General features: G+C 63.2%; 19 protein-coding genes. 12 read left to right on the top strand and 7 right to left on the bottom strand.

The window, feature by feature from the left end; translation table 11 throughout:
- Positions 1-357 precede the first annotated feature (357 nt).
- From H0921_RS05680 to H0921_RS05670, 3 genes are all read left to right on the top strand, one after another.
- Entirely contained in the window at positions 358-1,317 is a 960-nt protein-coding gene (locus tag H0921_RS05680) for a DUF1559 domain-containing protein (RefSeq protein ID WP_194537052.1), read from the top strand.
- Positions 1,318-1,588: 271 nt separating this feature from the next.
- Positions 1,589-2,893, top strand: a complete 1,305-nt coding sequence (locus H0921_RS05675) for a pyridoxal phosphate-dependent aminotransferase (protein WP_194537051.1) — start codon at positions 1,589-1,591, stop codon at positions 2,891-2,893.
- A 167-nt stretch (positions 2,894-3,060) separates the two neighbouring features.
- On the top strand, positions 3,061-6,408 hold the full coding sequence (locus H0921_RS05670; RefSeq protein WP_194537050.1) for an N-6 DNA methylase: 3,348 nt from the start codon (positions 3,061-3,063) through the stop codon (positions 6,406-6,408).
- Positions 6,409-6,455: 47 nt separating this feature from the next.
- Here the strand turns inward: H0921_RS05670 and H0921_RS05665 are convergent, their stop codons facing one another.
- A complete protein-coding gene (locus H0921_RS05665; RefSeq protein WP_194537049.1) occupies positions 6,456-7,760 on the bottom strand; it encodes an STN domain-containing protein in 1,305 nt (434 codons plus the stop codon).
- Between H0921_RS05665 and H0921_RS05660 the strand changes: the two genes are divergently transcribed.
- Positions 7,759-8,133, top strand: coding sequence for a hypothetical protein (locus H0921_RS05660; protein ID WP_194537048.1), 375 nt, complete (start codon positions 7,759-7,761; stop codon positions 8,131-8,133). The genes H0921_RS05665 and H0921_RS05660 overlap by 2 nt on opposite strands.
- Here H0921_RS05660 and rny read toward each other — a convergent pair.
- Positions 8,070-9,809 carry a ribonuclease Y gene (gene rny, locus H0921_RS05655; RefSeq protein WP_228499044.1) on the bottom strand — a complete coding sequence of 580 codons (1,740 nt, stop codon included), beginning with the start codon at positions 9,807-9,809 and terminating at the stop codon, positions 8,070-8,072. The two genes, H0921_RS05660 and rny, sit on opposite strands and share 64 nt — an antisense overlap.
- Positions 9,810-10,577: 768 nt before the next feature.
- Between rny and H0921_RS05650 the strand changes: the two genes are divergently transcribed.
- Positions 10,578-10,781, top strand: a complete 204-nt coding sequence (locus tag H0921_RS05650; protein ID WP_194537047.1) for a hypothetical protein — start codon at positions 10,578-10,580, stop codon at positions 10,779-10,781.
- 7 nt (positions 10,782-10,788) lie between these two features.
- Here the strand turns inward: H0921_RS05650 and H0921_RS05645 are convergent, their stop codons facing one another.
- Complete coding sequence (locus H0921_RS05645; RefSeq protein ID WP_194537046.1) at positions 10,789-11,292, bottom strand: hypothetical protein; 504 nt, start codon at positions 11,290-11,292, stop codon at positions 10,789-10,791.
- Positions 11,293-12,353: 1,061 nt separating this feature from the next.
- Between H0921_RS05645 and H0921_RS05640 the strand changes: the two genes are divergently transcribed.
- Entirely contained in the window at positions 12,354-13,211 is an 858-nt protein-coding gene (locus tag H0921_RS05640; RefSeq protein ID WP_194537045.1) for a hypothetical protein, read from the top strand.
- A gap of 158 nt (positions 13,212-13,369) precedes the next feature.
- Here the strand turns inward: H0921_RS05640 and H0921_RS05635 are convergent, their stop codons facing one another.
- A complete protein-coding gene (locus tag H0921_RS05635; RefSeq protein ID WP_194537044.1) occupies positions 13,370-13,831 on the bottom strand; it encodes a hypothetical protein in 462 nt (153 codons plus the stop codon).
- 175 nt (positions 13,832-14,006) lie between these two features.
- On the opposite strand from H0921_RS05635, the gene H0921_RS05630 reads away from it, so the two are divergent.
- From H0921_RS05630 to H0921_RS05620, 3 genes are read left to right on the top strand one after another with little or no spacing between them, the layout of a single operon-like run.
- The gene (locus tag H0921_RS05630; RefSeq protein ID WP_228499042.1) at positions 14,007-14,684 is read left to right on the top strand and encodes an RNA polymerase sigma factor; all 678 of its coding nucleotides are present in this window, start codon (positions 14,007-14,009) and stop codon (positions 14,682-14,684) included.
- Positions 14,681-15,406 (top strand): anti-sigma factor, encoded by a 726-nt coding sequence (locus tag H0921_RS05625; RefSeq protein ID WP_194537043.1) that lies wholly within the window; start codon positions 14,681-14,683, stop codon positions 15,404-15,406. Before H0921_RS05630 ends, H0921_RS05625 begins: the two co-directional genes overlap by 4 nt.
- A 15-nt stretch (positions 15,407-15,421) precedes the next feature.
- Complete coding sequence (locus tag H0921_RS05620) at positions 15,422-15,910, top strand: hypothetical protein (RefSeq protein ID WP_194537042.1); 489 nt, start codon at positions 15,422-15,424, stop codon at positions 15,908-15,910.
- Between the two features lie 54 nt (positions 15,911-15,964).
- On the opposite strand, the gene H0921_RS05615 is transcribed toward H0921_RS05620, so the two are convergent.
- The 3 genes from H0921_RS05615 to H0921_RS05605 form a co-directional block, all read right to left on the bottom strand.
- Complete coding sequence (locus tag H0921_RS05615; protein ID WP_194537041.1) at positions 15,965-19,873, bottom strand: hypothetical protein; 3,909 nt, start codon at positions 19,871-19,873, stop codon at positions 15,965-15,967.
- 58 nt (positions 19,874-19,931) lie between these two features.
- Entirely contained in the window at positions 19,932-20,528 is a 597-nt protein-coding gene (locus tag H0921_RS05610) for a KdsC family phosphatase (protein WP_194537040.1), read from the bottom strand.
- Positions 20,529-20,621: 93 nt separating this feature from the next.
- Positions 20,622-21,707, bottom strand: a complete 1,086-nt coding sequence (locus tag H0921_RS05605; RefSeq protein WP_228499041.1) for a KpsF/GutQ family sugar-phosphate isomerase — start codon at positions 21,705-21,707, stop codon at positions 20,622-20,624.
- A gap of 333 nt (positions 21,708-22,040) precedes the next feature.
- Between H0921_RS05605 and H0921_RS05600 the strand changes: the two genes are divergently transcribed.
- The 3 genes from H0921_RS05600 (at position 22,041) to H0921_RS05590 (ending at position 25,051) form a co-directional block, all read left to right on the top strand.
- Positions 22,041-22,673, top strand: coding sequence for a rhodanese-like domain-containing protein (locus H0921_RS05600; RefSeq protein ID WP_194537039.1), 633 nt, complete (start codon positions 22,041-22,043; stop codon positions 22,671-22,673).
- Positions 22,568-23,575, top strand: coding sequence for a sulfite exporter TauE/SafE family protein (locus H0921_RS05595; RefSeq protein ID WP_194537038.1), 1,008 nt, complete (start codon positions 22,568-22,570; stop codon positions 23,573-23,575). The genes H0921_RS05600 and H0921_RS05595 overlap by 106 nt, the downstream gene beginning before the upstream one ends.
- 72 nt (positions 23,576-23,647) lie before the next feature.
- Positions 23,648-25,051 (top strand): MBL fold metallo-hydrolase, encoded by a 1,404-nt coding sequence (locus H0921_RS05590; protein ID WP_194537037.1) that lies wholly within the window; start codon positions 23,648-23,650, stop codon positions 25,049-25,051.
- The last annotated feature ends 322 nt before the right edge of the window (positions 25,052-25,373 follow it).

The raw sequence follows: 25,373 nt of genomic DNA, 5'->3' as shown, positions 1-25,373 counted from the left end.
AACCGTCTCTGTCTCCCTCATGACCGGGAAATCCCGATTGGTTTCTGACCCCTCCCCGCTCGCCGCTCACGGCACAGCAACTCCACCCTTTACCCCGGCCCTTTTGTCCTCCTGTTCCCCTGCTCGTCATTCGCCGCCTGTTGCCAGCCATCCGGGAGAGTGGCTCTTGAGGGTCAGTGCCCAGTCGTCGCTTCCCGATGAATACCCAGAGATGATCGTCAAACATTTTTTTCGATTTTCATCTTGCATTCATCTTTTCGCCGATTTAGTGTGGGGTTGGTGGTGAGGTCTCAAGGTGTTATCGGGTTTATCAGCCTCACCGCATGTCGATTTTCATTCACGCGTGGAGGTGGTCTCATGAAACGGTCGATGTCGCAGCGGGAGGCGTTCACGCTGATCGAACTGCTCGTCGTGATCGCCATCATTGCCATCCTCATTGGCCTGCTTTTGCCCGCGGTGCAGAAGGTGCGCGAGGCGGCGGCCCGTTCGAAGTGCAGTAACAATCTCAAGCAGATCGCGCTGGCGGTGCACAGCTACCACGATGCGAACGGACGATTCCCTTACAACGGCGATCCGCTCACGGGGCGCGGGTGCTGCGTCCAGAGTGAGCGGCAGTGGAGCTTTCTGGCCCGGCTCCTGCCGTTCATTGAGCAAGACAATCTTTATCGTGCCGGCGGGTTGGCCAACAATCCGGAAGCCCCGATGAATAGTGCGACGGGCCAGCAGTTGTTCCGGACGGTGGTTCCCACCTTCCGCTGTCCGAGCGATCCGACACCTGATACCCGCACCAACGTGGCCAACTGGGGGGGATTCGTCATGGCCTCGACGAGCTACAAGGGGGTCTCCGGTTCGCACTACACCCACGGGGGGAGCGCCAGTGCTTACACCAACAACACCGGCTGGTCCGGCGGGGATGGATTGGTCGGCGCCAATTGCGGCAATGGCATCTTCTGCCGGGAGGATAACCGCCGCCGCTTCCGCATGGAGTACATCACGGATGGCACCAGCAACACTTTGATGATTGGGGAAGATGTGGGCATCATGAATGATCACAATGCCTGGGCGTATGCCAACGGCGCCAATGGGGTGTGTGCCATCCCCCTGAACCTCGGCACCCTGCTCATCCGGCCGGCGGGCGTCAATGTGTCCCCCAGCTTTTGGCCGAACGTGTACTCCTTCCGCAGCATGCATCCCGGCGGGGCGAACTTCGCCCTGGCCGATGGCTCCGTCCGCTTTGTGTTGGATTCGATGAGTCTCAACACCTATCGGGCGGCCTCCACCTTTTCCGGCCGGGAAGTGCTGGGTAACGATTGGTGACATCATTCGGACAGCACATTCCGTCCTTCTTCCGCTCGAAGGGAACAGGAGCCGGGGAGCACTGACGGCGGTGCGCCCCGGTTCTTTCCACCGTCCTGTCTGAAAAGTGTAACCGTGGGGAAAGGCCAGACGATGCCTGCGTGAAGGCGAACAGCCGCCTGCTTCCCGTCCCCGGCTCCTCCCACGGGCAAGGTCCCCTTTACAGCAGGGGAGGGAATCGCTCAGAATGCGGGCCGGATGGACAGGGCTGGCTGGAGCCGGAGGCGGAAGGATGATCCGGTGGGCAACGGACTGGTGGCGGCGGTGGCGGGGGAGGAGTCGTTCCCCCACGGCTTGGCTCTGGAGGAATGCCGCGGAGAGCGAAACCGTAAACCGCCTGGCCCGCGCGATGCTCTCGCTGCCGGGAGAAGTCCTGTCCGCACCGCTGCCGTGGGGGGAAGAGGCTCACGGGGGCGGGGTGATCGATTTGCGGCACGGGGCGATTCGGAACGTGAGTTTTCTGCCGCCGAGCCACAGCAGCAATGCTCTGCCTCCCGCTGGCGGATGCGGAGAGTTGCGCGCTGTGGTGGCCGCCCGCTACGTCCCCGCTGCGGAGATTTCCCCTCAGAATGTGCTGATCACTCCCGGCGGAAGCGGCGCTTTGAGCCTGGCGCTGGAGGCGTGCCTTGATCCTGGCGATCGGGTGGTTCTCTTCGACCCCTGTTCGCCGCTTTTGGCCTGGGGAGCACAGAGCCGACGGGCACGCCTCGCGTGGGTGCCCACCTGGGTGGAGGACGGGTGGTGCCGCTTTCCCCGTGCCGTGCTGGAGCGAGCCATCCGGCGGGCGCGCATGCTGCTTTTGGCGGACCCGGTGAACCCGACGGGGGCGGTCTTTCATCCCGAAGATCGCGAGTACATCGCCTGGCTGGCGGCGGCCCATGATGTGTTGCTGTACGTGGATCAGGCCTTTGCCGAACTGCATCCGCGGGGAGAGGCGGCGCGGTGGGAAGCGATCCCCGGCATCAGACCGCACCTGCTCCTCGCCGATTCGTTGAGCTGGTCGCACAACGTGCGGGGCTGGCGGGTCGGGTGGCTGATCGGCCCCCGCGTGGTTTTACGTGCCTGCCAGGCGCTTCAGCATCTCCACGCTGCCGTGGTGCCAACGCCCTGTCAATGGCTAGCCGCTGCTTGCCTGGAGGAAAGCCGACCGCAGCACGAACGACCGGCCCTGTTCCAGCGCTGGCAGAAGCAGCGGCAGCAGGCGGGGGACCTCTTCCAGCGTTGGGGGCTGGAAACGGGGGATAGTGGCCAGGGCGGCTTTCTGTGGATTTCGACCGCGGCGTTGGGCCTCGATGGCCGACAATGGGCCGAGGTTTTGGAGCGGAAGTATCGGCTGCGGGTTCTACCGGGGGAACTCTGCGGACCAAGCGGACGGAACATGGTCCGCCTCGGCCTGCTCCAGCATCCGGGGCACTGGCAGGAAGCCCTGAACCGCCTCAGCCGCTGCCTGAGCGAGGGGAAGCAGCGGACGTCCCCCTGCGCCACTGCTCCTGGACCGTTCCCTCATTCCCCCCGTGCTGCATTCTCGCTGTCTTAGCGGCGGTCCGTTCCTCGCTCCTGTCTCCCCGCGCTGTGGGAGCCTCACGCTTCGAGGGTGAAGGATGCGGGTATGCTCCGTAGATGCCCCCTTGCGTGCTCTGGCAGTCTGTTCTACGCTGTTACAACACAGTAAAGCCAATCCTTGCCACCTTGGGATCAGCCCCGATGCTGCAAACTTATCAGAGAATTCGGGAATTAGCGCCGGCTTTTGCTCAGGACACGCTCCGCGCCACCCGGAGTGCCCACAACGAGGCAGAGTTTGAGCGGCAGATGAACAATGAGATCGAACGCCTGGCAAGGGAACTGGGCGTGGACCTGTTCTTCCGCGAGCAATACACGCTGGCCACCGGCCGCGCCGATGCAGTCTATAACCGCCTGGTTATCGAATACGAGCCGCCTGGCTCACTGCGCAGGGACTTGACCCACGGGCCGACCGCCCACGCCGTCGAACAGGTCAAAAATTACATCGCCGGTTTAGCCCAAACGGAACGCCACGAGCGTGATCGCCTGCTCGGAGTGGCCTTTGACGGCAGCTTCTTCATCTTCGTCCGTTATCATCAGGGCCACTGGATCGTGGAGGAACCGCTGCCCGTCAACCCGGCCTCGTGTGAACGCTTCCTGCGCTCCCTGTTCTCCCTGTCCTCTGGCCGCGCCCTGATTCCGGAAAACCTGGTCGAGGATTTCGGCAATCACAATCCCCTTAGTCAGGAGGTGACCCGCGCTCTGTACCACGCCCTCAGCGACCACGCCGACGATTTGACCGCCCGCCTGTTTGAGCAGTGGCAGCTCTTTTTCGGCGAGACGGCCGGTTACGAGGCCGCCGCCGGACAGTTGCAGCACAAAGCGGAGTTACGCGACTTCCTCCAGGGCATGGGACTAAAGCCGGAACAGACCGACATGCCGCGCTTCTTCTTCGCCCTGCAAACCTACTTCGCCTTCATCGTCAAAAACATCGCCCGACTGGTGCTGCAAGCTTATGCGGGTGGTGCCCTCGGTGCCACCCCGTTGACAACCGTCGCTTCTCTGGCAGGGGATGCCTTACGCCGCGAATTGCGAAACCTGGAAAGCGGCGGCTTCTTTCGCACCCTGGGCCTCAAAAACCTCCTGGAAGGGGATTTTTTCGCCTGGTATCTCGATGCCTGGGATGCCAGCGTGGAGGCCGCCCTGGGCCAAGTGCTTCAGCGCCTAGCGGATTACAACCCCGTCACCGTTCAGGATGACCCCCACTCCGCCCGCGACCTGCTCAAAAAGCTTTACCACTATCTCCTGCCCCGCGAAATCCGCCACGACCTCGGCGAGTTCTACACCCCGGACTGGCTCGCCGAGCACCTGCTGGCCCAACTCGATGAACCGCTCTTCCAAATGCCCAAATCCGGAGCAGTCTCCCCCCTCTCCCCCAAACGCCTGCTCGACCCGGCCTGTGGTTCCGGCACCTTCCTCGTGCTGGCGGCCCGCGCCCTCAAGGCCAACTGCCGCCAGGCGGGACTAGCCGAAGCCGATACCCTGGAGTTCATCCTCCACAACCTGGCGGGTCTGGACCTCAACCCCCTGGCCGTCATGGCCGCACGTGTCAACTTCCTCCTGGCCATCGCCGACTTGCTCCCCTACCGCCGCCGCGAAGTCGAACTGCCCATCTACCTGGCCGACAGCATCCTGACCCCCACCCTAGGCCAGGGATTGTGGGAACACAACCGCCGCATCCTGGAAACCGCCGTCGGACCCCTCCCCTTGCCCCTGGCTGTGGATAGCCGCGCCAAAATCGAAAAACTGACCGACCTGCTCGAAGAGTATATCACCGGCGGCTTCACCACCGACGCTTTCCTGCAACGCTGCCGCCGCGAATTGCCGGAACTGAACGCGGACTCGACCCACGAAACCACCCTGCGAGACCTCTTTGAACGCTTGCAAACCTTACACCGCGACGGCCTTGACGGCATCTGGGCCAGGGTCATCAAAAACGCCTTCATGCCCCTCTTCCTGGAGCCGTTCGACTACATCGTCGGTAATCCCCCGTGGATCAACTGGGAAAGCCTGCCCCAAGCCTACCGGGACCGCTCCGCGCCCCTCTGGCAGGAATTGGGATTGTTCGTCCATTCCGGCATGGACACCATCCTGGGCAAAGGGAAAAAGGACCTTTCGACCCTAATGACCTATGCCGTGATCGCCAGTTTCCTCAAAGCGGGCGGCAAATTGGGCTTCGTCATCACCCAAAGCGTATGGAAGACGAGCGGCGCCGGGCAAGGCTTCCGCCGCTTTCGAATCGGCGAAAATGGGCCCCATTTGCGTGTCATTCACGTGGACGACCTGAGCCGCCTGCAAGTCTTCGAGGGGGCCAGCACCCGCACTAGCGTCTTTGTGCTGCAAAAGGGACAACCTACCTGTTACCCCGTGGACTACACCTACTGGCAAAAGATCAGCCGTGGCCGAGGATTGGACTACGACAGCACGCTAGAGGAAGTCCTGGCGCAAACCCGCCGCTTGCAATTTCAGGCCACGCCAGTAGACCCGAACGACCCGACCAGTGCCTGGCTCACCGCCCGCCCGGCTGCCCTCGGAGCCGTGCAAAAGGTGCTGGGGAAATCGGACTATCAGGCGCATGCTGGGGCAACCACCTGGGCCAACAGCGTGTACTGGCTGGAAAAGGTGGCCGAGCGGCCCGATGGGTTGTGGATCGTGCGCAACGTGACCGAAGGCGCCAAACGCAAGGTGGAGGTAGTGACGGTGGAAATCGAGCCGGACCTGCTCTACCCGCTGGTGCGCGGGCGCGATGTCCAACGCTGGCTGGCGCAGCCTTCCGCCTACCTACTGATGACCCAGGACCCCAAACTGCGGCGCGGGCTGGACCCCAAGATAATGCAGAGCCGCTACCCCAAAACCTGGGCCTATCTCAAGCGCTTCGAGGCCGTGCTGCGCGAGCGCTCCGGCTTCAAGCGCTACTTCACCCGCAAGCAGGGTAAGCAGGTGATCGAGACCGGGCCGTTCTACTCCATCTTCAACGTCGGCGATTACACCTTCGCCCCGTGGAAGGTGGTGTGGCGGGAACAATCAGCCTGGTTCACTGTAGCGGTTGTTGGAACGCGGGACGGCAAATGCATTGTTCCAGACCACAAGCTGATGCTAATTGACTGCCAGGATGATAAGCAGGCATTCTACATTGCTGCCGTCTTGAACAGCGTGCCAGTGACTATTACCGTGTGGTCCTACGCGATCGCCATTCAGCAGACTACCCATATTGCTGAAAAAGTAACTATTCCAGCATTTGACTCGAAAAACGCGAATCATCTCCAACTTTCCACCCTCTCCCGCCGCGCCCACGCACTGGCCCCGGCGGCCTATGGTGGGAATGTAACCGCTCAGGCCGAACTGGCGCAGGTGGAAGCCGAGATTGACCGCGCCGCCGCCCGCCTCTGGGGCTTGACCGAGGATGAGCTGGACGGTCTCCGCCAGGCGCTGAGTGAGTTGAAGGGCGAAGACCCAGCCAGGACCGACGAGGACGATGAAGCGGAGGCGTAGCCCACCATTGCGGCACCTAAGTGCGGCAGAGGATAGAAGAGGGATGGTCAGCGGCCGGCGAGGCGGGAGCCGAAGAGGGCGTGCACCTCCGCCGACGCCCGCACAATGAGCGACATGCTCGGATAATGGAAAATGATGCTCCCCGGCCCGCCATTCTCCCGCCAAAAGAGCGGATCGATCGACGTCTGAATCGTGCGCATGAGCAGCTCAACATTCTGGAGGGTCTGTTGCAGATCGAGGAAGGTCCCCCATTGCGGGGCGCCGCCGAAGGGTCCGATCCCCTGGACCAGGTCGCCGAGGTAATAGACGCGGGTGACGAGTAAGCCGCGGGCCTTCTCCACGGTCATCACCTGGATGGCTTCGTCCTTGACGATGTAGGTCAGGCCGTAGGTCGCCAGGACCTGGCGGAGGACGGTCCGCAGGGACAGGTTGTTGGCCCGGAGGGTGACGGGGCGCTGCAAGTCGATGCCCAGGTCCGCCAGCGAGCGCTTGTCGATGAGGATGTTTTCGCCAAGCTGATTGGACAGTTCCTGGAGCACCTCTTCGAGCATGACGTTCTGCCAGTTCACACTGGTGGGCTTGTCGAGGGCGTCGATGATCTTCTTTTCCCGCTCGGTGAGGCGGACGGTCTGGAGGCGGCGCTCGGTCTTTTGCTTCCAATCCGGGGGGAACTCGACATCGCGCAGGGGCGGAAGGGTGGAGCGGAGGATGTCCCGCTGGAGGGCGGCGAGGCGGTCCGCCTGGAGGCGGGCGAAGGTCTGGGCGTCCCGCACCCCCTGGGCAAAGCGCTCCTTGTCCTGAAGGAGAAGGACGGCGGGGTTGTCCGGGTAGCGCCGGGCGAGTTCGTCGATCTGTTTTTGAGCGGCTTCGAGCTGGCCGCGCTCTTGCAACTGGGCGATCCGCTGAATGGCCTCCTGCACGTCGCGGACTTCAGCGAGGTAGCGTTCGTAGGCTTGCTGTCGGCTTTTCTGGAGGTCCTGCGGGCTGGGGCGTCCGGGTTCGGCGGGCGGAGGCGGCACGGGCCGACCCTGGACCTGGGCGATGGCCGCCTGCAACTGCCCGCTCAACTGCTGCCGCATGGTGGGGCTGATCGCCGCGGAGGTTTCGATGTCCGCCAGGGCGCTACGGAGGACCTGCACGGCTTTGGCCGGGTTGGTCCGGGCATAGCGCTGGGCCAGAGTGATCGCTTCCTGGACCATTGCCTGGGCCTTCTGGTCCGCGACCTGCCGTCGGGCGAGGGGGTCCGCCGGCGCCGGTGGCCGCGGAGGTTGACCCCAGACGGTCAGCGCTCCGATCCACACCAAACCGCACAGCGCACTGGCCCCGCGCACCCAAGACTTCGCTGGACACATGGCTTTGCGCCTCCTTCGTCCGCTGCCGCCTGGACCTGCCCCCGCCGGCACCACGCCTCCTCTTTCTCTCAACGTACCCCCGCCGCCGGCCGTTTGCCAGGAAATTGCTTCCGCCGCGGAGGCTTTCGCCCAGGGACCGATCCCTACGACCGGCCTTTCTGGACCCGCTGCCATCGTTACGGTCGGCGTCCTCCTTGCTGGCGGCATCGGCGGCATATCCAAGGAATCCGGGGAAATCGACCCCGCTAGGAATGCCGACCCCGCTAGGGAAGCCGACCCCGCCTCCGGTTCGCTTCCCGACCGCGGCGCTCAGCGGGCCGTGTCCACAAAGCGCGTCTCGCGGATGACGGTGACTTTGATCTCGCCGGGGTAGTCCAGTTGCTGCTCGATGGCACGGGCGATTTCACGGCAGAGCCGGGCGGCGTCGGCGTCCGTGGTCTTGTGGGCGTTGGCGATGACCCGCAACTCGCGTCCCGCCTGGATGGCAAAGGCCTGTTCCACTTCGGGGAAGCTACAGGCGACCGCTTCCAGTTCTTCCATCCAGCGGATGTATTTTTCCAGGGTTTCGCGGCGTGCACCGGGACGGCTGGCACTGATGGCGTCGGCGGCGGCGACCAGCACGGTGTAGATGTGGTCGCTGGTGATGTCATCGTGATGGCACTGGATGGCGTGGAGCACATCCGGGTTGTTCTCGCCATAGCGGCGGGCCAGTTCCGCCCCCACCTTGGGATGGCCGCCTTCCATCTCATGGTCTGCGGCTTTGCCGATGTCGTGGAGCAAGCCGCAGCGCCGGGCCAGGGCGGGGTTCAAGCCCAGCTCCCCGGCCATCAGCCCGCAGAGATGGGCCACTTCCACCGAATGCGCCAGGACATTTTGGCTGTAGGAGGTGCGGAAATGCAAGCGGCCGAGCAGGTGGATCAGCTTGTCGTGCAGCAACTGCACGTCGGCATCGCGGGCGGCCTGACGCCCCAACTCCATGAGGTATTTTTCCATCTCCGCCTGGGTTTCGCTGACCACCTCTTCGATGCGGCTGGGGTGGATGCGTCCATCTTCGATGAGCCGGACCAGAGCACGCCGGGCCGTCTCCCGCCGCACGTTGTCGAAGGCCGACACCACGACCACGCCGGGGGTATCGTCCACGATGACATCCACGCCGGTGATCTTCTCGAAGGTGCGGATATTGCGCCCTTCCCGGCCGATGATGCGACCCTTGATGTCGTCCGAGGGAATATCGACGGTGCTGACGGTCAGCGTGGAAGTGTACTGGGCGGACCAGCGCTGGATGGCCGTCGCCAGGATTTCCCGCGCTTTTTGCTCCGCAATTTCCCGAACGCGTTCCTCATGGCGGCGAATGCGCTCGGCCAGCTCCGCCGCTAGCTCCTTTTCCAGCCGTTCCAGCAGAAGTTTTTCCGCCCCTTCCCGGCTCAGACCGCTGATCTGCTGCAACTGCTGCATCTGCTGGGCGAGCAGCTCGTCAAGCTGGTGGTGCTTTTTTTCCCACTGCTCCCGCCGTTCGGCGAGTTTTTCGCGGGTCTGTTCGAGGTGTTTTTCCTTTCGCTGGAGTTCGCGCAGCTTCTGCTCCAGGGCGGCTTCGCGCTTCTCTAACCGCCGTTCCTGTTCGCGCAGCTCCGCACGAGCGGCTTCCAGTTCCCGATTGAGTTCCTCCCGGCGCCGCATGGCCAAATCGCGCGCTTGCAGCTCGGCATCACGGAGCAACTGCTGGGCTTGCACCCGCGCCTGTTCCACCAGCACACGGGCTTCCCGCTGCGATTCCAGCAGGACCTGCGAAGACTTTTCCGCCGCCATGCCGTCCGTGGAAGCGGGAACTGCGGCAGGCGGGGCGGAGGAAACAGCGGCAAGGCTCGCACTGCTAACCGCGGGAGAAGGAGTAAAGGCAGGTCTAGCAACATGATCCGCCGGTGGGGAAGGAGCAGGGGAAGCCGAATCGGCGGGGCCGGGCGCCTGTCGCCGCCGCCACCACCAATATCCGCCTCCGCCCGCTGCCACAAGCGCTGCCGCACCGGCGAGCAGGGCATGGAGCGGCTCCATAGGACGTATACTCCAGGAAGCGAACGGTTCCTGAGGGTCCTCGGCTTAGACCTCGGCGGCGGCAGGTCGTGGCCATCCCGGCTGCGGAAACGGCGACGCCAGCCCGGCGCACGGCCGTCCCCCATCCACACCGCACATACCATCCCGCCGGCCAGATAGCATAAACACCCCAGCAGGCCCGCGAGTAAAGCTCGCAGACCACGGACCACTGCCCTGAACCGCTCGCTCCGCAAATATAAACTTCCTACCATGGCTACTCGTCCACGCACAACGCGGACGGCCGATCCCACGCAGATCGGCTCACTTTCCCCCCAATGGCTCGCGCCCGGCCCGCAGTTCCCCGCAAGCCGGCACGTTGCCGCGCGTCCCATCAGGAAGAAAGCCTTGTCTATGAAGATATTATCACCTTTTCTCGCCGTTGCTGCAACCCGCCGCCGCACACCTCTTCATCTCCCCTTCTCCCGCCGCTGCGGGAGAAGGGGCCGGGGGATGAGGGCACCACCCCAGCGGCGGGAGAAGGGGCCGGGGGATGAGGGCACCACCGCAGCGGCGGGAGAAGGGGCCGGGGGATGAGGGCACCACCGCAGCGGCGGGAGATGGGGCCGGGGGATGAGGGCACCACCTAGCGCTGGGAAACCGCACCCCAGGACATGGGACCGTTCGATAATCGGGACCTGAAGATGGAAAGGAAAGGTGACATAAACCTGACATCACCCTGGAGGATGGACTCCGTCCGCCGCCAATCGCAGTGTCATCGCTGATACTTTGATGTCACTCAGTCCGATCCCCGCAGCCCTGCCCCTACCCGCCTCTTCATCTCCCCTTCTCCCGCAGCAGTGGGAGAAGGGGCCGGGGGATGAGGGCACCACCCCAGCGCTGGAACAACTCACCTCGCCCTACGGGAAAAGCTGGAGCAATGCAGCGGGGAAAAAACTTGTCCCCAGCCATCCGCCCCCTACCGAGTTAGATTGAACGCCCCTTACTGCCTCTCGAACGTGATCCCCTTGTTCGGCAACTGACCTAGGATTGTCAAGTTCTTGTCGTCAATCGACTCAATGAGAAAGCTGGTGCGGTAAGGGCCTTTGCCCTTCGGGTCGTAATCGTCTTTAAGGATGAGCATCACGGCCTTACCCACGACCTCATAGGTTCCCCAGGCGAAATCGACCCGATTCTCACGATCAACGGTGGCCACGCGGCACATCCCGTCGTCCATAAACCGCAGCCCGACCACCCCAAGTTTGTCATCACGCGCAGCCCAATTCCCAATCAATTTGACAGCGATGGCCGAGGACGACGAGACCTTGGACTGGACCTCCAGCTCGGCTACTCGTTGCTCCAGCTCGGTCACTCGCTTCTCCAGCGCGGCGACACGTTTGTCCAAGGTGTGGGGGGACTTCGCCTCCTCCGTAGGAGGATTCGCCCAAGTTGTCCACGAAGCGGCCAAACCACCAGCGACCAAAACGGCGATCATCAGCCGGCGCATACCTCACCCTCCACTCTCGCACGGCCACTCGAACGGCCTCACTCACCGGGCCGGCTAGGGACACCCCTAGCAACCACCTGCTTCAGCGTACCATCGGAAACCAGACCCCGCAACCCCCCCGCCGCCGCACACCTCTTCATCTCCCCTTCTCCCGCAGCGGCGGGAGAAGGGGCCGGGGGATGAGGGCACCACCGCAGCGGCGGGAGAAGGGGCCGGGGGATGAGGGCACCACCGCAGCGGCGGGAGAAGGGGCCGGGGGATGAGGGCACCACCACTCCCCTGCTCTCTCCGAGGTAGCCAAACTCTGTCGGAAAAAATTTTTCCTTCCATAACATTCTGTTTTCCAGCAACTTAGAAAAATTTTTGGAAAAAATGTTCACTTCCTATTGACTTCAGGCATTTTTTGGTACATATTTACAGTGCCTAGACAAACTCTTTCTCCGACCCAGGGCATCATCATGCCACAGCGAACAGATGTCGCGGCTCTACAGCGACCCAACAGTCCCGAACACGGTTCGCCAAGCGCTGGGAATCACTCCCACTATCGCCTGGCACACCGCAGCCAATCCGAGGAGGGAATCGACGGTCCGGACTCGAACCGCTGGGTGTTCGGCCTGGAAACGCCCGCACCATGGGAGGTCCGCCGCCAGGGAATGGTCAGCCTGCCTTTCCGCGTCTTGCGGTTGAGGAGTCTTTGCCCAGACCCGCCAAGGAGGGGGAAGCCATCCAGGCAGTTTTGGGAGGAGTTGTCCCGACCCGTCCGGCATGCATCCCCGGTGTCTGGGAAGCGTGCTCTTTCGCTCCATCCGAGGGGCGCGGTTTCGGCACCAGGGCTGGACGAATGTAGCGAGGTGCGTCAAAGCCGCCTGCGGCAATTCTGGCAGTCTCACGCTTGACAGGGCCGGAATACTCCTTTAGCCTGATGCACACCCCAAGTCGGACGGTGGTGAAATTGGGGAAGCCGCGGCACCCGCCGCCAAAGAAAATCCTCCCAGGAGCGAATCCTGTAGTCAGAGTGTTCCGGTGGAAGGTGTTTCCTCCAGACCTAAAGGACGCGAACCATGAGTACGCCTACGACCAGCGGCAGTTCGGCTCCAGCCGCCAAGCGGGAGATCAAGCTGATCAGCCACTCGATGCTGTTCTACTGGTGGCCGATCTGGGTTTTGGGCTACATTCTGGCCGCGATCACCTACTTCGACAACACGCGGTTGGCCATCGTGCCCGACGGCTCCAAGCTGACTTTGTTGGCGGAACTGTCCGACGAGAAAACGATCGTGTACCGCCTGGCGGTTTCCCGCCCCACGAAATCGCTGGAGCAGGCTCGCTTGGCGACGGAAAACCCCAGCGAAGACCCGCCCTTCAAGCCGCGGGTCTCCGAGCGGGCCTGGATGGGACCGGTCTTCTGCGTGGTCCTGCTGTTGGTCATTCTGATCACGAATGTACCGATGCGCGGCCTCTGGTCGTTCCTGGTCTTGCTGACTCTGGCCCTGATCGCCTTGATCATCACCCTGATCCCCGGCGGTTGGGACTCGGTGCTCAGCGCGGTCTTCCACCTGCACATATACATCAACTTGGCGGGGTATCTATTCGTCGCCACCGCGGTCTTCCTGATGTGGGCGGTTTCGGTCTTCATCTTCGACCGCCGCACTTACATGATCGTCACGCCAGGGCAAATCCGGGTGTGCGAGCACATCGGCGCTTCCATCCGATCGTTCGACACCATGGGAATTGCCTTCGAGAAGCAACGGGATGACCTGTTCCGCCACTGGCTTCTGGGCTTTTTCTCCGGAGACTTGATCGTGCGCACGGCCGGAGCGGAACGGGAAACCATCCGGCTGCCCAATGTTCTGTGGATCAGTTGGCGGCTGGAAGAAGTCCAGGATATGCTCCGCGAGAAAGCGACAGTTTCGAGCGCCTGATAGACAGGGGGAAATCGAGAACGGGAAGAACTTTTTTCCTCCGCGCGAAACCCACTCCCCGGAGCACATCCGGGGAGTCAGAGGCGATAGCGTAACCTGACGAAGGGCGGAGTCTGGGAGGAATCTCACCGACGGCGGGAAGCCGAGCGGCAGGAGAACTATTCCCCGATGGGGTCCTTGACGAGGTTGAGGTAGTAGTGGCCTTTTTTCTCTTCGAGTCGACGGGCGAGGGCGGCCTCCGCAGCGGCCCGTTGCTGGAAGGGGAAAGTTTCGACCCGTTTGTTGGTGTTGTCGAAGATGACCCAAACGGCTCGTCGGCGTTCTTCGCGTGCTGGCCGTTTCGCCGCCGGCTTGGGAGCCGCTTTGGCTTTCTTCTTCTTCTTTTTCTTCTTCGGGACCTCGTCCTCGTCCTCGAACTCTTCCTCTTCGGCCTCTTCCTCGTCTTCGAGGTCCTCGTCTTCGAGGTCCTCGTCGTCCAGGTCGTCGATATCCTCGTCGAGGTCCTCGGCCTCGTCGGCCTCTTCGTCGAGTTCGTCGTCGTCCTCTTGTCCGCTGGCTTCGAGGGCTTCGTATTGCCGTCGTAGGTCGAGGCGTGAGGGTCCGCGCCGTTTCTTGGCCATAACTCCAACTCCCGCTGGGGGAAAGCGCTGGGCTGAAACCGGCCTCCGTGACTGTAAGCCACGGATCGTCCATATAGTATATGGAAGCAGCCGGAGAGACAAGCTCAGCCGGGACCGCCGCCGGAGTCCGCCGCGACGGCCAGGAGCACGGACTTTCCAGCAGGGAATTGCATGGATGAGCTGGGATTTTCCGTCTAAAGCAGGGGGAGAGCCGATGTCCGGCGAGAAGGAAAGTCTGCCAGCGGAGCGAGGCGCTCAGTCCCCCGTGGGCAAGGCCGGAGAGGAGGGGCTGCGTCTGGCCAGCGACGAGCTGCTCCTGGCGCGCTGGGGCCAATCCGGGGATCCGCTGGCTTTCGCCTTGCTCTTCGAGCGGCACCGAACCGCCGCGTACCGGGTGGCCTGGCGGCTTCTCGGAAACGAGGCCGATGCCCTGGATGCCGTCCAGGAGGGGTTCATCAAGGTCCTGACCCAATGGCATCAGTTCCGCGGCCAAAGCCGGTTCAAGACCTGGCTGATGCGGGTGGTCAGCCGCGTGGCCCTAGACATCGGACGGCAGCGGCAACGGCACAACCGCTGCGAATCCTGGTCCCGACAGGCGGACTTGCAGTCCTCGATGCACTCCCCCCGTGAGGAGCGGCTCGACGGCGAGGAACTGAGACAGCAGGTCCAAACGGCTCTGGCGTCCCTCCCCGCCTTGCAGCGGCAGGCGCTCGTCCTCTACGTGGACGGTGGCCTGACCTACCGGGAGATTGCCGACGTCCAGGGAGTTTCCCTGGGAACCGTGATGAGCCGGCTGTTCCACGCCCGCCGGAAGCTCCGAGCCTTGCTCGCCCGACAGGTACCCGACCCATGAACCCGGACTCCCCTTTCCGCGACGCGTGCCGTCGCGCCTACCTGGCAGCCTACGCCGAGGGTCAATTGGAAGGCGCCGCCCGCGAGCAGGTGGAACGTTGGCTGGCAGAGCATCCGCAGGCTTGGGAGGAAGTTCAGCAACAGCAGGCCCTGGGCCATGCTCTTCGGGAGATGATGGCCGCCACCGCCCCCGAAGACCCGCCTCCCGCGGCATGGGAAGCTGCTGCCCAACGGATTCTACAGGCGTGCGCCCCGGTTCCAAGTGTCCTTCCGCCTCGGCGGCGTTCTCGCCTTCGGCTTCGATTCGCCGGCATTGCGCTAGGAGCCGGGACTGTGGCGGCGGGACTACTCCTCGTTGGACTTTGGGGGTTCCCCAATCCGATGCGCGGCCCAGACGGTCATCCCCCGCCGGAGAAGAAACAGGAACTGCTGTCCCACGGGGTGGTTTCCGAGCCGTCTCCACCTTCCGCGTCGCGGGAGACGGCCCTGGTTCCTCCCCTGCCGCTCGCCAGCGAAACGGAGGTCCTCCTGGAGCGCGTCCCGAACATGGGGGAAGGATGGCTGCCCATCGGCCGCCCGCCCCTGGAGGGACCGATGACCTTGGCCCGCCAGGAAGACATCGAGGTCATCGACCTCGTGACCCATTCCGCCGGACAGGTTGGCGTTCCTCCGCTGGTCCATCCGGAAGGAAGCGTGCCTGTGCTCTGGCTTTCTGGGCGTTGAATGAGTGCATGATCGATGTTTGTTCCGGCGTACTGCTTGTGTTGGTCGTTGCTCGGGGCTGGTGAGGGTCCCGCCGGACCTGTTCGCGTCACGGTGGTGGTGATCCTGGCCAGCAGTGCCGCCGGTCCCATAGACCCGGCCCTGGAGGAGTTGGCCCGCGAGGTCCGCAAGCGGGAACCGAAGTTGCGGAGTTTTCGCTTGGCCGCCGTCGAAGCCCAATCGATACCCGTCGGGCAACAGGGTTTGTTCACCCTGGTGGAAAAACAACAGGCGCAGGTACGAATCGACACCTCGCCGGACGCGCGGGGCCGGGTTCGACTCACCGTGTCTGCTCCCGGTGTCGAACAACTCTCTTACACCTGTGTCTGTGACAAGTATTTTCCAGTGGTCACTCCCTACCGCACCCGCAACGGCGAGACGCTCATCATTGCCATCATGGCCAAACCCTGCACCCTGACCCCTGCCAATCCGCCGGGCGGAGAACGGAAGAAGGCCGACCACTGAGGGACACGCTGACCCGATTCCTCATCTCCTCGTCTCAAGGAACCTGGGTTGCCGTCACGGGCGGGGAGGGAGTCGAGGAGGAAGGGGTCTCGGTGCTGTCCCTTTTGAGGCGGGAGAACTCGGAGCGAGAATGGCACCGCCGAGACTCCCCTCCACCGTGAATTGCTGGGTGGCGCGATCGTAGATGATCCGCTGGGCCGTTTGCTCATCGCCGCGGAATCGCTTCCGGATCGTCGCCGGCGCGGCCCCTGACCCTTCCAGGATGACGAGTTTGCCTTCGTTTTTGATCACTTCGGCTGAGCCGGCGTACTCCTCACTTTGGAGATAGGCGTTCCCATAGGCGTGCATATGCTGCCGGGGCGGTTCTTCCCCTCGGCGATAGGTCCAAACCACAAGTTTGTTCTGGCAGGTCAAGAGCACAGCCCGCGGAGGCAGTTCCGGACGCTTGATTTCGAGATGGGGATTTTCCGTGGGCACGTGCACGACCTGAACGTTGTCATAAAAGGTCGCTTCCTTGTAGTTCCGGCCTTTATCCTTGGCGATCATGCGCCGGGAAAACTGCACGATGGTCAACTGCATCTCCACCGCCGGCGCGGAAGGCGAGCCAGCGGGAGCGCCAGAGGGAGCAACTTCGGAGACTCCCGGCCCCCAGATCCGCACGACGCCCGGACCATGAGCTTCCAAGAAGCGATATGGCGCAGACTGCTCGGTATCGCGGGCTTGGGCCAGCAAGGTCAGTTCCTGAGCTTCCAGTTGCTGCTGGCGGAGCAAGCGACCCGTGGCGGCATCCCGCTCCACTTGGTGGAAATAGACCAGAGTTTCCCGGAAATGTTCCGCCGTGTCCGCGGGAGAAGGATAACAGTGCACCGCTTCAATCCGGGGATTGTCCTCAGCCGCCGTCCGCTGGGATGAGGAGGCTTGCGGCGGGCCGGGGAGCGAAGAAGAAGAGGCATCCGGCGCGGCGGGCCGGGGGGATGTGCCGTTGGGCTGACGGGGAGCTGGGCTGCTCTCGGAACGTTCGCTAGGGGACCGCAGCGTGGCAAAGTACACGGGCCGATCAAAAATCACCCGCATCGTGTGGCAGGTCAGGCCGGAATCCCCTTGGGCGACACTTACTCGTCCAAAGAACTCCGCCGTTCGCAGCGCTCCTTTGAAAGTCATCCCGTCGCGGAAATGGATGACAATCGGTTCCGTCTTGCTTAACGTATTGCCGGCCAGATCGGTCGTGGCAGGCACCGCCATGGAGCCTCGGCCTTCAATGACCGCGAGGTTGTGCACCTGATCGATTTTGATCCACGGACCGATCAAGGAGGTCCCTTCATGATGCAGCTCGCCGGGACGATTGTCCCAGCCGTGGAGGGTGAGAATGCTTCCTTCCGGGGTGTGGTCGATGAGCAGGAGGCTGCCACGAATGTCAGTTCCGCGGACTTTGGACGGATCAGCGGGGTCCTGGTGGACGGACACCATGCCTTCGCATCGGGCACGTTCCAAGGTGTATTTGTAGGTGATTTTCTCGGATGCAGCCCCAAGGGGAGGATTCGCACTCGTTTTTTGCGGCGGGGAAGCGGCAGGCGGGGCAACTAGCGGCGAAGGCCCTTTGGTACCAGAGGCGGGGAGCCGTTCTGGAGTACGAGCCAGCCAGGTATCGATCGTTCGTGCTCGGAGCTTCAGGGGCGGCTTCCGGGGGGATTGCGCCGGGGTCTCTTCCGCTCGCCCCGGAGTCTGCGGTGGGGCTGCTGCTGAGGCATCTCCCGCTTTACCCCTGTCACCTGCGGGCGGCTGCGGTGGACTCGCCGGTCGTGAGGAAGCGGTCGGCCCCGGTGAAGGCGGTCCGTGAACCGTGGGGTTCCGCGGTCCTCGTGTGGTTTCTTCTGGCGGGCTGTCATCCCGAATCAGCACGTTCAGGTGATCGGTGTGCTCGATAATCAGCTCGGCGGAGTGAGCCGATACATTTCCCAACGCCTGGATTCGCGTAGGAAGGGCGGGGGCGGATGGTGTGTCGGAGGCCGCCGGGCGGTCCGCGGAAAGTCCTGGACGTGCGGAGGCAGCCTGGGCCTCACGGGAGCGCTTCACCCACAAGCGCAGGAGGTTCGCCAGCAAGCGGTAATCCGCGCCGGGGTCTTCGTACCGCGCCGAACCTGTCAAGGTGATGACATCGGAGGGTACGTCCGCCGCAGGATCGGCCTGGTAGGTCAACGACTCCTGCCAGGAGGCGGAAACGGTTCCTTCGCGTTCTGGGTCGTGCATTTCGATGCGTCCGGCACCGCGCACCGTCAGACGATGGCGCCGGTTATTGACGGAGGGCCGAGGGGCAGCAGGAGCAGGAGGGCTGCCGGAAGCCGCTACCGACCCGACATCCGGCTCCCAGATCAACTCGGCCGGTTTTTGCGGCGCGCCGGCGGTCAACACATGGCGCTGCTGGACCGCGATGAGCGGAATGCCCGTCAAAGTCGTTTTTTGCTGCTGGGCGTCGTGGACCAGATCGATCCCCGTCGCATGCAACTGATCGGCCTCGGAGGAAACGGTGAGAATGCGTCCTGGCGTGTAGGTCCAAGCATGCAAGCGGCGCAGGCGATGGGTGGACGGCGGCGCGGAAGCCGGAGCGGTTCGTGGCGGGACACTCGGAACCGCAGGGCCGGCAGCGGCAGGGGAAGCTGCGGGCTTGCCACCCTCCAGTTCCAATTCCAGCACTTGAGTGAACAGACTCTGGATGCCCGATGCCGGCGCAATGCGCGTGACTTGGACATCGTTGGGCAAATGGGGGTCCACTTGGGGCAGCACCTCGAACCGGGCTGTGTTCTTTTCCACGTCGTACAGGAACGGACCGCGGGTTTCGACTTGCAGCAATTCCCGGTGATGGTGGATCAGATGCTGGTGTCCCGCCACGAGTCCCCCGGCGCTGGCTAGGACAGCCGGTATCTTCTCGGCAGGAACCGCGGGTGTGCGTTGCATGCCGAGTAGAGACGCACCGCCCGCTTCCATCCAGAGATGGAGCCGGACTTGCTCCAGCAGTTCCACCCGCCGCAGGCCACTGAAAGGACCGGGGCGTGATACAGGGGAAGAGGGCGCTTTCGGTTTGCCGCTGGCCTCTGAGGAGCGCGGCTGAAGATAGACGCGCAGGCCCACGGCCGTGACCGTCGGCGGCGGCAAACGCTCACCGGCGAGAATGGCCGCGACGACGCTGGGCTGGCGTACCTCCGCAGCCGGCATCGAGGCATAAGCGACAGGGCCTCCATCCCGGCGCGGCAGATTGGCACGATCTACAATCTCTACCGGCGCATCCGTCCAAATGTCCGGACCGAGTACGGGCATGTTCGGTGACGCCCGATTGTCGCGATAGAAGACCGGACCGGGCGTCCGCAAAATCAGCCAGCGGTTCGGGTCCAGGGAACGCTGGTTATGCGTCATGTGCACGATCCCCACCCGCGGGTCGCTGCGGCTGACGGCCGCCTCCGGATCGCTGATCAACTCCAGGCGAACCAAGCGGGCCTCGTTCATGTCGGTGGGAGTCCGGATGATGCGATCGAATTCCAGCACGGCTTTATCCGCGTGGAAGGTAGCAATCTCGACCGTCTCTCCTGGCTGGAGTTGGTGGGGCGGCTTCGGTTTGCCAAAAACGGCGGCGCTGAAGGGTGCCACCGTCACGCGGTGGGAATCCGGCTGAGCGGGAGGCCGGCCGCAGGCGACCACTAAGGTGGTATCCCCCCGCCGGAAGGCCAGACGCGTGGGATAACCGAGCGATTCCACCTCCGGGCTGTGTTCGCCAAAGGCTTGCTTGAGGAGTTCCAAAGTCGGCGTCACGGGTTGCTCCGGATAGCGGAATTCCCCCTGCGCGGGTATCAAATACCGCTCCGGCAGCACCGGCAAACCATCCAGCCAGCCGAAGAAATGCGCATAAGAACCGTAGGCCAGTCCGAAGACGACCAGACTCATGACCAGCAGCAAGAGCCGTCGTGCTGTCACGCACCCTCCCGCATCATCTTGCTACCCGATCGCACCCCGGACATTATCCATCCTTAACTCATCGGCTGGAATGTTCGCCTCGCTTGACTCCCTCGCTCTCCTGCCAGGCGCGTGCCAAGGTGTTTTCCCACTTCCCTTGCTGCCGCAACAGCCATTCGACGAGGTCCCGGATGACTCCCTGTCCGCCGCGGCTCGGGGTCACATAATCGACGCGCTGGAGCACTTCCGGGCAAGCATCCGCGGGAGCCGCCGCCACTCCGACCCGTTGCAACAGAGGCACGTCCAGCCAGTCGTCTCCCACCGCGCACATCTCGGACAACTCCACCTGCAAGGCACGGCAGACGTCGGGCAAAACTGAAGCCTTGTCCGCCAACCCCTGCCGCACGACATCGATGGACAATTCCTGGGCACGGCACGCCACCGCGGGACTACTCCGCCCGGAAAGGATCACCGCGCATCCTCCGGCCAGTTTCCATAACCGTAGAGCAGAGCCATCCCGCACGTGGAACGTCTTGGCCTGTTCTCCCTCGGCTGTGTAATACAACCGTCCATCTGTTAGGACCCCATCAACATCAAGGACCAGGCAGCGAATGCGCCCGATGCGTTGCTGAAGGGGGAGTCTGGGCGGGTGCGGTGGTGGCGAAAGTTCATCCATGAGCGCCGGTACTCCCAGGTGTTCTGAACCGGCCGCGGTGGGGGCCGGCAGCTTCCCCGCTACTGCTGCCCCGGAGATTTTCCCTGCACCAGTCTAGGCGCTTTTGCGCTGGCCCAGGATGCGCAGGGGGACCGGTTCGGCGGCGATGGCTTCCTGCTCCATTCCGATCAGATCGGTTATGTCGAGCATACCCAGGGGCCGGCCCTGATCATCGACGACGGGCAGTTCGCTGATTTTGTGGGAACGGAGCAGGTCGATCGCCTCGGCCAATCGGGTCTGGGGGCGGACGACGATCGGCTGGCGGGTCATGACTTCGGCAATGGGTCGATCCAGGGCCTCGTCGCGGCGGGACTCGAACAAGCGGGCCAGGTCGCTATCGGTGAACAACCCTGCGAGCCGCCCCTGGTCGTCCAGGAGCATGATAGCGCCGGTGCGGCGGCCATGATGGCGAGCCTGGGTGAACACCTGGCGGACGGTCGCCGAGGCCGGAGCCAGGCGCAATTCCTTGTCCCGGCGCATGTAGTCGGTCACGCGGGCCAATCGCCGCCCCAGACTGCCTGCGGGGTGATTGCGGGCGAAATCGTCCTCGGTGAAACGGCGCTGCTCCATGAGCACAAAGGCGAGGGCATCCCCAATGGCCAGCATGACGGTGGTGCTACTGCTTGGTGCCAATCCCAGAGGGCAGGCTTCGGCCAAAGGCCCGTAGAGCACGGCGGCGTCCACCGCCTGAGCCAACCGGCTCGATCCGTGGCTGGTGATGGCATACATCCCAGCGGTCCGCTGGCGCAAAGCGGGCAACAGCCGCACCAGTTCTTCAGATTCGCCACTGTGGGACAGCAGCAAGGCGACATCTTCCGGCGCCACCATGCCTAGGTCGCCATGCACCGCCCGGATAGGATCGAGGGTATAGCTCCGCGTTCCCGTCGAGTTGAAGGTGCCGGTGATCTTTTGCCCCACATCCGCTGACTTGCCCACCCCCACGACGGCCACTCGCCCCGAACACCGCCACAAACCCGCTACCACCCGCACAAAACCACCATCCAATCGTTCCGCTGCCTGGGCCAAAGCCTGGCATTCCTGGGCGATCACCTGCCGGCCCAGCTCCAGCCAGTGCTGGCTCCACCTCTCGCTACCTGCTGATGGTATCCCCATCTCGCTGCCTGCCGATGGCATCCCCATAAACTTCGCCCCCCGGCCCTCCTGCAAAACCAGGCAGCCGATCGAGCCGATTCTTCGCCCTGCTCCTCGCACGGAGTCATCGCATACCCTCTCTGGCCTTTCCATGCAAGACGAACAGACCTTTCCCTACAAGACGAACAGAAGCCGCTGCCTCCTGCTACGCTCCTGCCAACGCTGTCTAAGCGTTCGGGCAAACCACCGCCTTCCCTGTTGTAACCCCCTTGGCCCGATCCGCATCATTCCCAATGTCACCCGAAGAGACGCCTCAGCGTATTGGGGGCGAGAATGCTTCGGTTCGCTTCTAGGCGGACTCAGGAACAAGGAGCTATCCCCATGAGTTTGAAAACCATCACCCCGCAAGAACTCAAGGAACTGTTGGCGAAGGGTCAGCCGATCCGACTGATCGATGTGCGAACGCCGGCGGAATACACGGAAGTCCACGTCCAGGGGGCACGCCTGGTTCCCCTGGACAAGTTCGATCCGCAGAAAGTGCTGGCGGAGTACAACGGGCAGTCGCAGGAGCCGATCTACGTCATCTGCCGATCTGGGAATCGGGCCAAAACCGCTTGCGAAAGACTCTTGAATGCTGGCTATGCCAACGTCTTCCTGGTCGAAGGGGGTACGGTGGCCTGTGAACAAGCCGGCGTGCCCGTCGTTCGCGGCAAGCGGATGGTGCTGTCCATCGAGCGGCAGACCCGCATTGCCATCGGCACGGGCGTTCTCGCCTTCACGATCTTGGGTTACCTGGTGCATCCCGCCTTCCTGTTGGGTGCGGCGTTTTTTGGAGCGGGGCTGATCTTTGCGGGCATCACGGATTGGTGCGGCATGGCTCTGCTCATCGCTCGGCTGCCGTGGAACCAATGCGGGGGAAGCTGCGCCTCAGCACCGGCTTCTGCGGCATCGACGACCGACTCTTCTGCACCCGCATCCCCCTCACCCGCAACGCCGCTATGTTCTCCGCAATGAGTTTGGCTCTGGGTGCGGTGGTCGGACTGTCCTTGGGGCTGACGGGTGGGGGCGGCTCGATCCTGGCGGTTCCCTTGCTCGTCTATGGCTTAGGAGCGACCCCGCGCGACGCGATCGGCATCTCCCTGATCACGGTGGGGGCCATCGCCGGAGCCGGGGCCATCGCCCGTTGGATGCGGGGGGAACTGGACCTGCCCGCAGGCTGGCTCTTTTCCCTGGCTGGGATGCTGGGCGCTCCCCTCGGCGTCTTCGTGGGCCACCGACTCAACGAAGACATTCTCCTGCTCGGCTTTGCCCTCCTGATGGGGATCGTAGCGGTGCGGATGTGGCAAAAATCCCGCGCGGACTCGGCCAGCACCGGGGCGGAGCATCGTTCTCGCATCAGCCCTTCCCCTGCCCCTTCCCGAGCAGAGGATGCGCCTTCCCTATCTGTGCCCTCAGGCGGAGCAACTTCCCTCCCGTTGTCTTCGCCGGCTTCCTCCTCGTCGCGGCGCTGGCTTGTCTTTCTTGGTGCTGGCCTGCTCACGGGGATCTTCTCCGGCCTTTTCGGCATCGGCGGCGGATTTCTGATCGTCCCCGCTCTGGTCCTGATCGCTCGGATGGACATGCCGCGGGCGGCGGCAACTTCGCTCCTGGTGATTTTCCTGATCAGCCTCTCCGGCACGATGGGTTATCTCTGGGCCGGTTCGCTTCCCAGCGGCCGAGTTCTGCTTCCGTTTATTCTGGGGGGAATGGGCGGCATGATGCTGGGTGTGGCACTCTCCCGGTATCTCTCCGGGCCGACCCTGCAACGCCTTTTCGCTGTCATGATCTTGATCGTCGGTGGTGCGGTGATTGTGCAAACGCTCCCGCAGCTTTGGCGCTCCTCTGTAACTTTTCTCCGGCTGGCGAATCCTTCCTGATGACAGGAGTCCGGACGAAGCGGATCGTACCGTGACACCAAACTGCCAGCGGACACTCCAGGAGCCGAGACCATGTTCTTCCACCAGCGATTCGTTCCCGGTTTAGCCATTTACTCCTACATGATCGGCGATCCGAAAAGTAAGGAAGCGGTGGTGATTGATCCGACGCGGGACGTTGAGGATTTCCTCCGTCTGGCGCGGAGCGAGGGATACCGCATCACCCACATTATGGAAACACACGTCCATGCCGATTTCGTCAGCGGTTCTGCGGAATTGAAAGCACGGACCGGCGCCACGGTTCATGTTTCCGGTCTCGGCGGCCCCGAATGGACGCCGCCCTACGCCGACCGGGTGTTACGGGATCGTGACGATCTGCTCCTGGGCAACCTGCGCTTGGAAGCGATTCACACTCCCGGCCACACGCTGGAACACCTCACCTGGGCCGTTTATGACCAGCCGCGCAGCCGCGAGGTTCCCGCCCTGCTGCTCACCGGCGATTTCCTCTTCGTCGGCGATGTCGGTCGGCCGGACCTGCTCGGCGCCGAGATGCAGAAAATCCTGGCCCATCAGCTTTACAAAAGCGTCTTCTCCGTACTCCCGGCCTTTCCCGACTTTACGGAAGTTTACCCCGGTCACGGTGCTGGCTCCCTGTGTGGCAAAGCCCTGGGTGCGCGTCCCTCCACAACTCTGGGTTACGAGCGCCGCTTCAGTCCTGCCCTGCGGCAGAAACCGGAAGCGGAGTGGATCGCCGACCTGCTCGCCGGCATGCCCATCGCCCCGGCTTACTTTAGCCGAATGAAGCAGGTCAACGCCCGCGGCCCCCGTATCATCGGACCGGAGCTGCCCGGCCAACGGCCCTTGAGTGCTTCAGACCTCTACCACCGCCGCTGCGAGAATTGCCTGATCTTGGACGTGCGGCCCAAAGAGGCGTTCGCCGCCGCGGCCATTCCCGGTTCGATCAACATCCCCCTGGGCGCCAATTTGCCGACATGGGCCGGCTGGGTCCTCCCTTACGACAGGCCGATCATTCTGGTGATCAATCAGCCGGCCGATCTGCCGGAAGTGGTCACCCATCTGCTTCGCGTCGGTCTGGACGACATTCAAGGGTACCTCGACGGGGGAATCGATGCTTGGGAAACCGCCGGCTATCCCCTGGAACGCGTGCAAACCCTCTCCGTCCATGAGCTAGACCAGCAGTTGCAGCGCGGCTCGCCCCCGTTCGTCCTGGATGTCCGCACCGAGGCCGAATGGCAGGCCGGCCACATTCCCGGTGCCATCCACATCCACGGCGGCTTGCTCCAGCAACGCCTCCAGCAGGTCCCCAAAGACCGACCCGTTGCTGTCGTCTGTGGCTCCGGCTACCGCGCCTCCATCGCCACGTCTTACCTCAAGAGCGTGGGGTATTCCTCCGTGAGCAATGTTCTCGGAGGCATGGCGGCGTGGAAAGCAGCCGGACTACCGCTGGCCACGGATTGAAACCCTTTGCGGATGGAAACCATCCCGGCTTTGACTGAAAACTCCCGCTTTTCGGGCAAATCGCTGATTCGGCACAAGAGAATCGCTGATTCGGCACAAGAGAAGAAAACCGCTGATGAGACATAACATTTCTGGGGCACATTGTGGCCCTGGCCAGCGTTCCGACCGTACCGTGAGCGAGATGGTCTCCTCCCCCGGGGCAGATTGGCAAACTCCGGCATGCGAGAATCCATCTTCTATAATGGCGTAAGGGAACCGCTGGACGTAAGGGAACGGATGCCGAATCGCTAGGTTCTCACCAGCGGAATGCTCTCGGAACGGC

The sequence above is a fragment of the Thermogemmata fonticola genome (genome assembly GCF_013694095.1).
In the GTDB taxonomy this organism is placed as follows: Bacteria; Planctomycetota; Planctomycetia; order Gemmatales; family Gemmataceae; genus Thermogemmata; species Thermogemmata fonticola.
Note: the sequence above shows the minus strand (reverse complement) of the source record. Positions and strands in the feature narration are given on the sequence as shown.

Coding starts and splice junctions, on each gene's coding strand:
- rny (WP_228499044.1), bottom strand. CDS start 9,809: ATGGAGCCGCTCCATGCCCTGCTCGCCGGTGCGGCAGCGCTTGTGGCA.
- H0921_RS05625 (WP_194537043.1), top strand. CDS start 14,681: ATGAACCCGGACTCCCCTTTCCGCGACGCGTGCCGTCGCGCCTACCTG.
- H0921_RS05590 (WP_194537037.1), top strand. CDS start 23,648: ATGTTCTTCCACCAGCGATTCGTTCCCGGTTTAGCCATTTACTCCTAC.
- H0921_RS05680 (WP_194537052.1), top strand. CDS start 358: ATGAAACGGTCGATGTCGCAGCGGGAGGCGTTCACGCTGATCGAACTG.
- H0921_RS05660 (WP_194537048.1), top strand. CDS start 7,759: ATGGCTTTGCGCCTCCTTCGTCCGCTGCCGCCTGGACCTGCCCCCGCC.
- H0921_RS05665 (WP_194537049.1), bottom strand. CDS start 7,760: ATGTGTCCAGCGAAGTCTTGGGTGCGCGGGGCCAGTGCGCTGTGCGGT.
- H0921_RS05600 (WP_194537039.1), top strand. CDS start 22,041: ATGAGTTTGAAAACCATCACCCCGCAAGAACTCAAGGAACTGTTGGCG.
- H0921_RS05620 (WP_194537042.1), top strand. CDS start 15,422: ATGTTTGTTCCGGCGTACTGCTTGTGTTGGTCGTTGCTCGGGGCTGGT.
- H0921_RS05605 (WP_228499041.1), bottom strand. CDS start 21,707: ATGGGGATGCCATCGGCAGGCAGCGAGATGGGGATACCATCAGCAGGT.
- H0921_RS05595 (WP_194537038.1), top strand. CDS start 22,568: ATGCGGGGGAAGCTGCGCCTCAGCACCGGCTTCTGCGGCATCGACGAC.
- H0921_RS05610 (WP_194537040.1), bottom strand. CDS start 20,528: ATGGATGAACTTTCGCCACCACCGCACCCGCCCAGACTCCCCCTTCAG.
- H0921_RS05645 (WP_194537046.1), bottom strand. CDS start 11,292: ATGCGCCGGCTGATGATCGCCGTTTTGGTCGCTGGTGGTTTGGCCGCT.
- H0921_RS05670 (WP_194537050.1), top strand. CDS start 3,061: ATGCTGCAAACTTATCAGAGAATTCGGGAATTAGCGCCGGCTTTTGCT.
- H0921_RS05630 (WP_228499042.1), top strand. CDS start 14,007: ATGAGCTGGGATTTTCCGTCTAAAGCAGGGGGAGAGCCGATGTCCGGC.
- H0921_RS05650 (WP_194537047.1), top strand. CDS start 10,578: ATGTCACTCAGTCCGATCCCCGCAGCCCTGCCCCTACCCGCCTCTTCA.
- H0921_RS05675 (WP_194537051.1), top strand. CDS start 1,589: ATGATCCGGTGGGCAACGGACTGGTGGCGGCGGTGGCGGGGGAGGAGT.
- H0921_RS05640 (WP_194537045.1), top strand. CDS start 12,354: ATGAGTACGCCTACGACCAGCGGCAGTTCGGCTCCAGCCGCCAAGCGG.
- H0921_RS05635 (WP_194537044.1), bottom strand. CDS start 13,831: ATGGCCAAGAAACGGCGCGGACCCTCACGCCTCGACCTACGACGGCAA.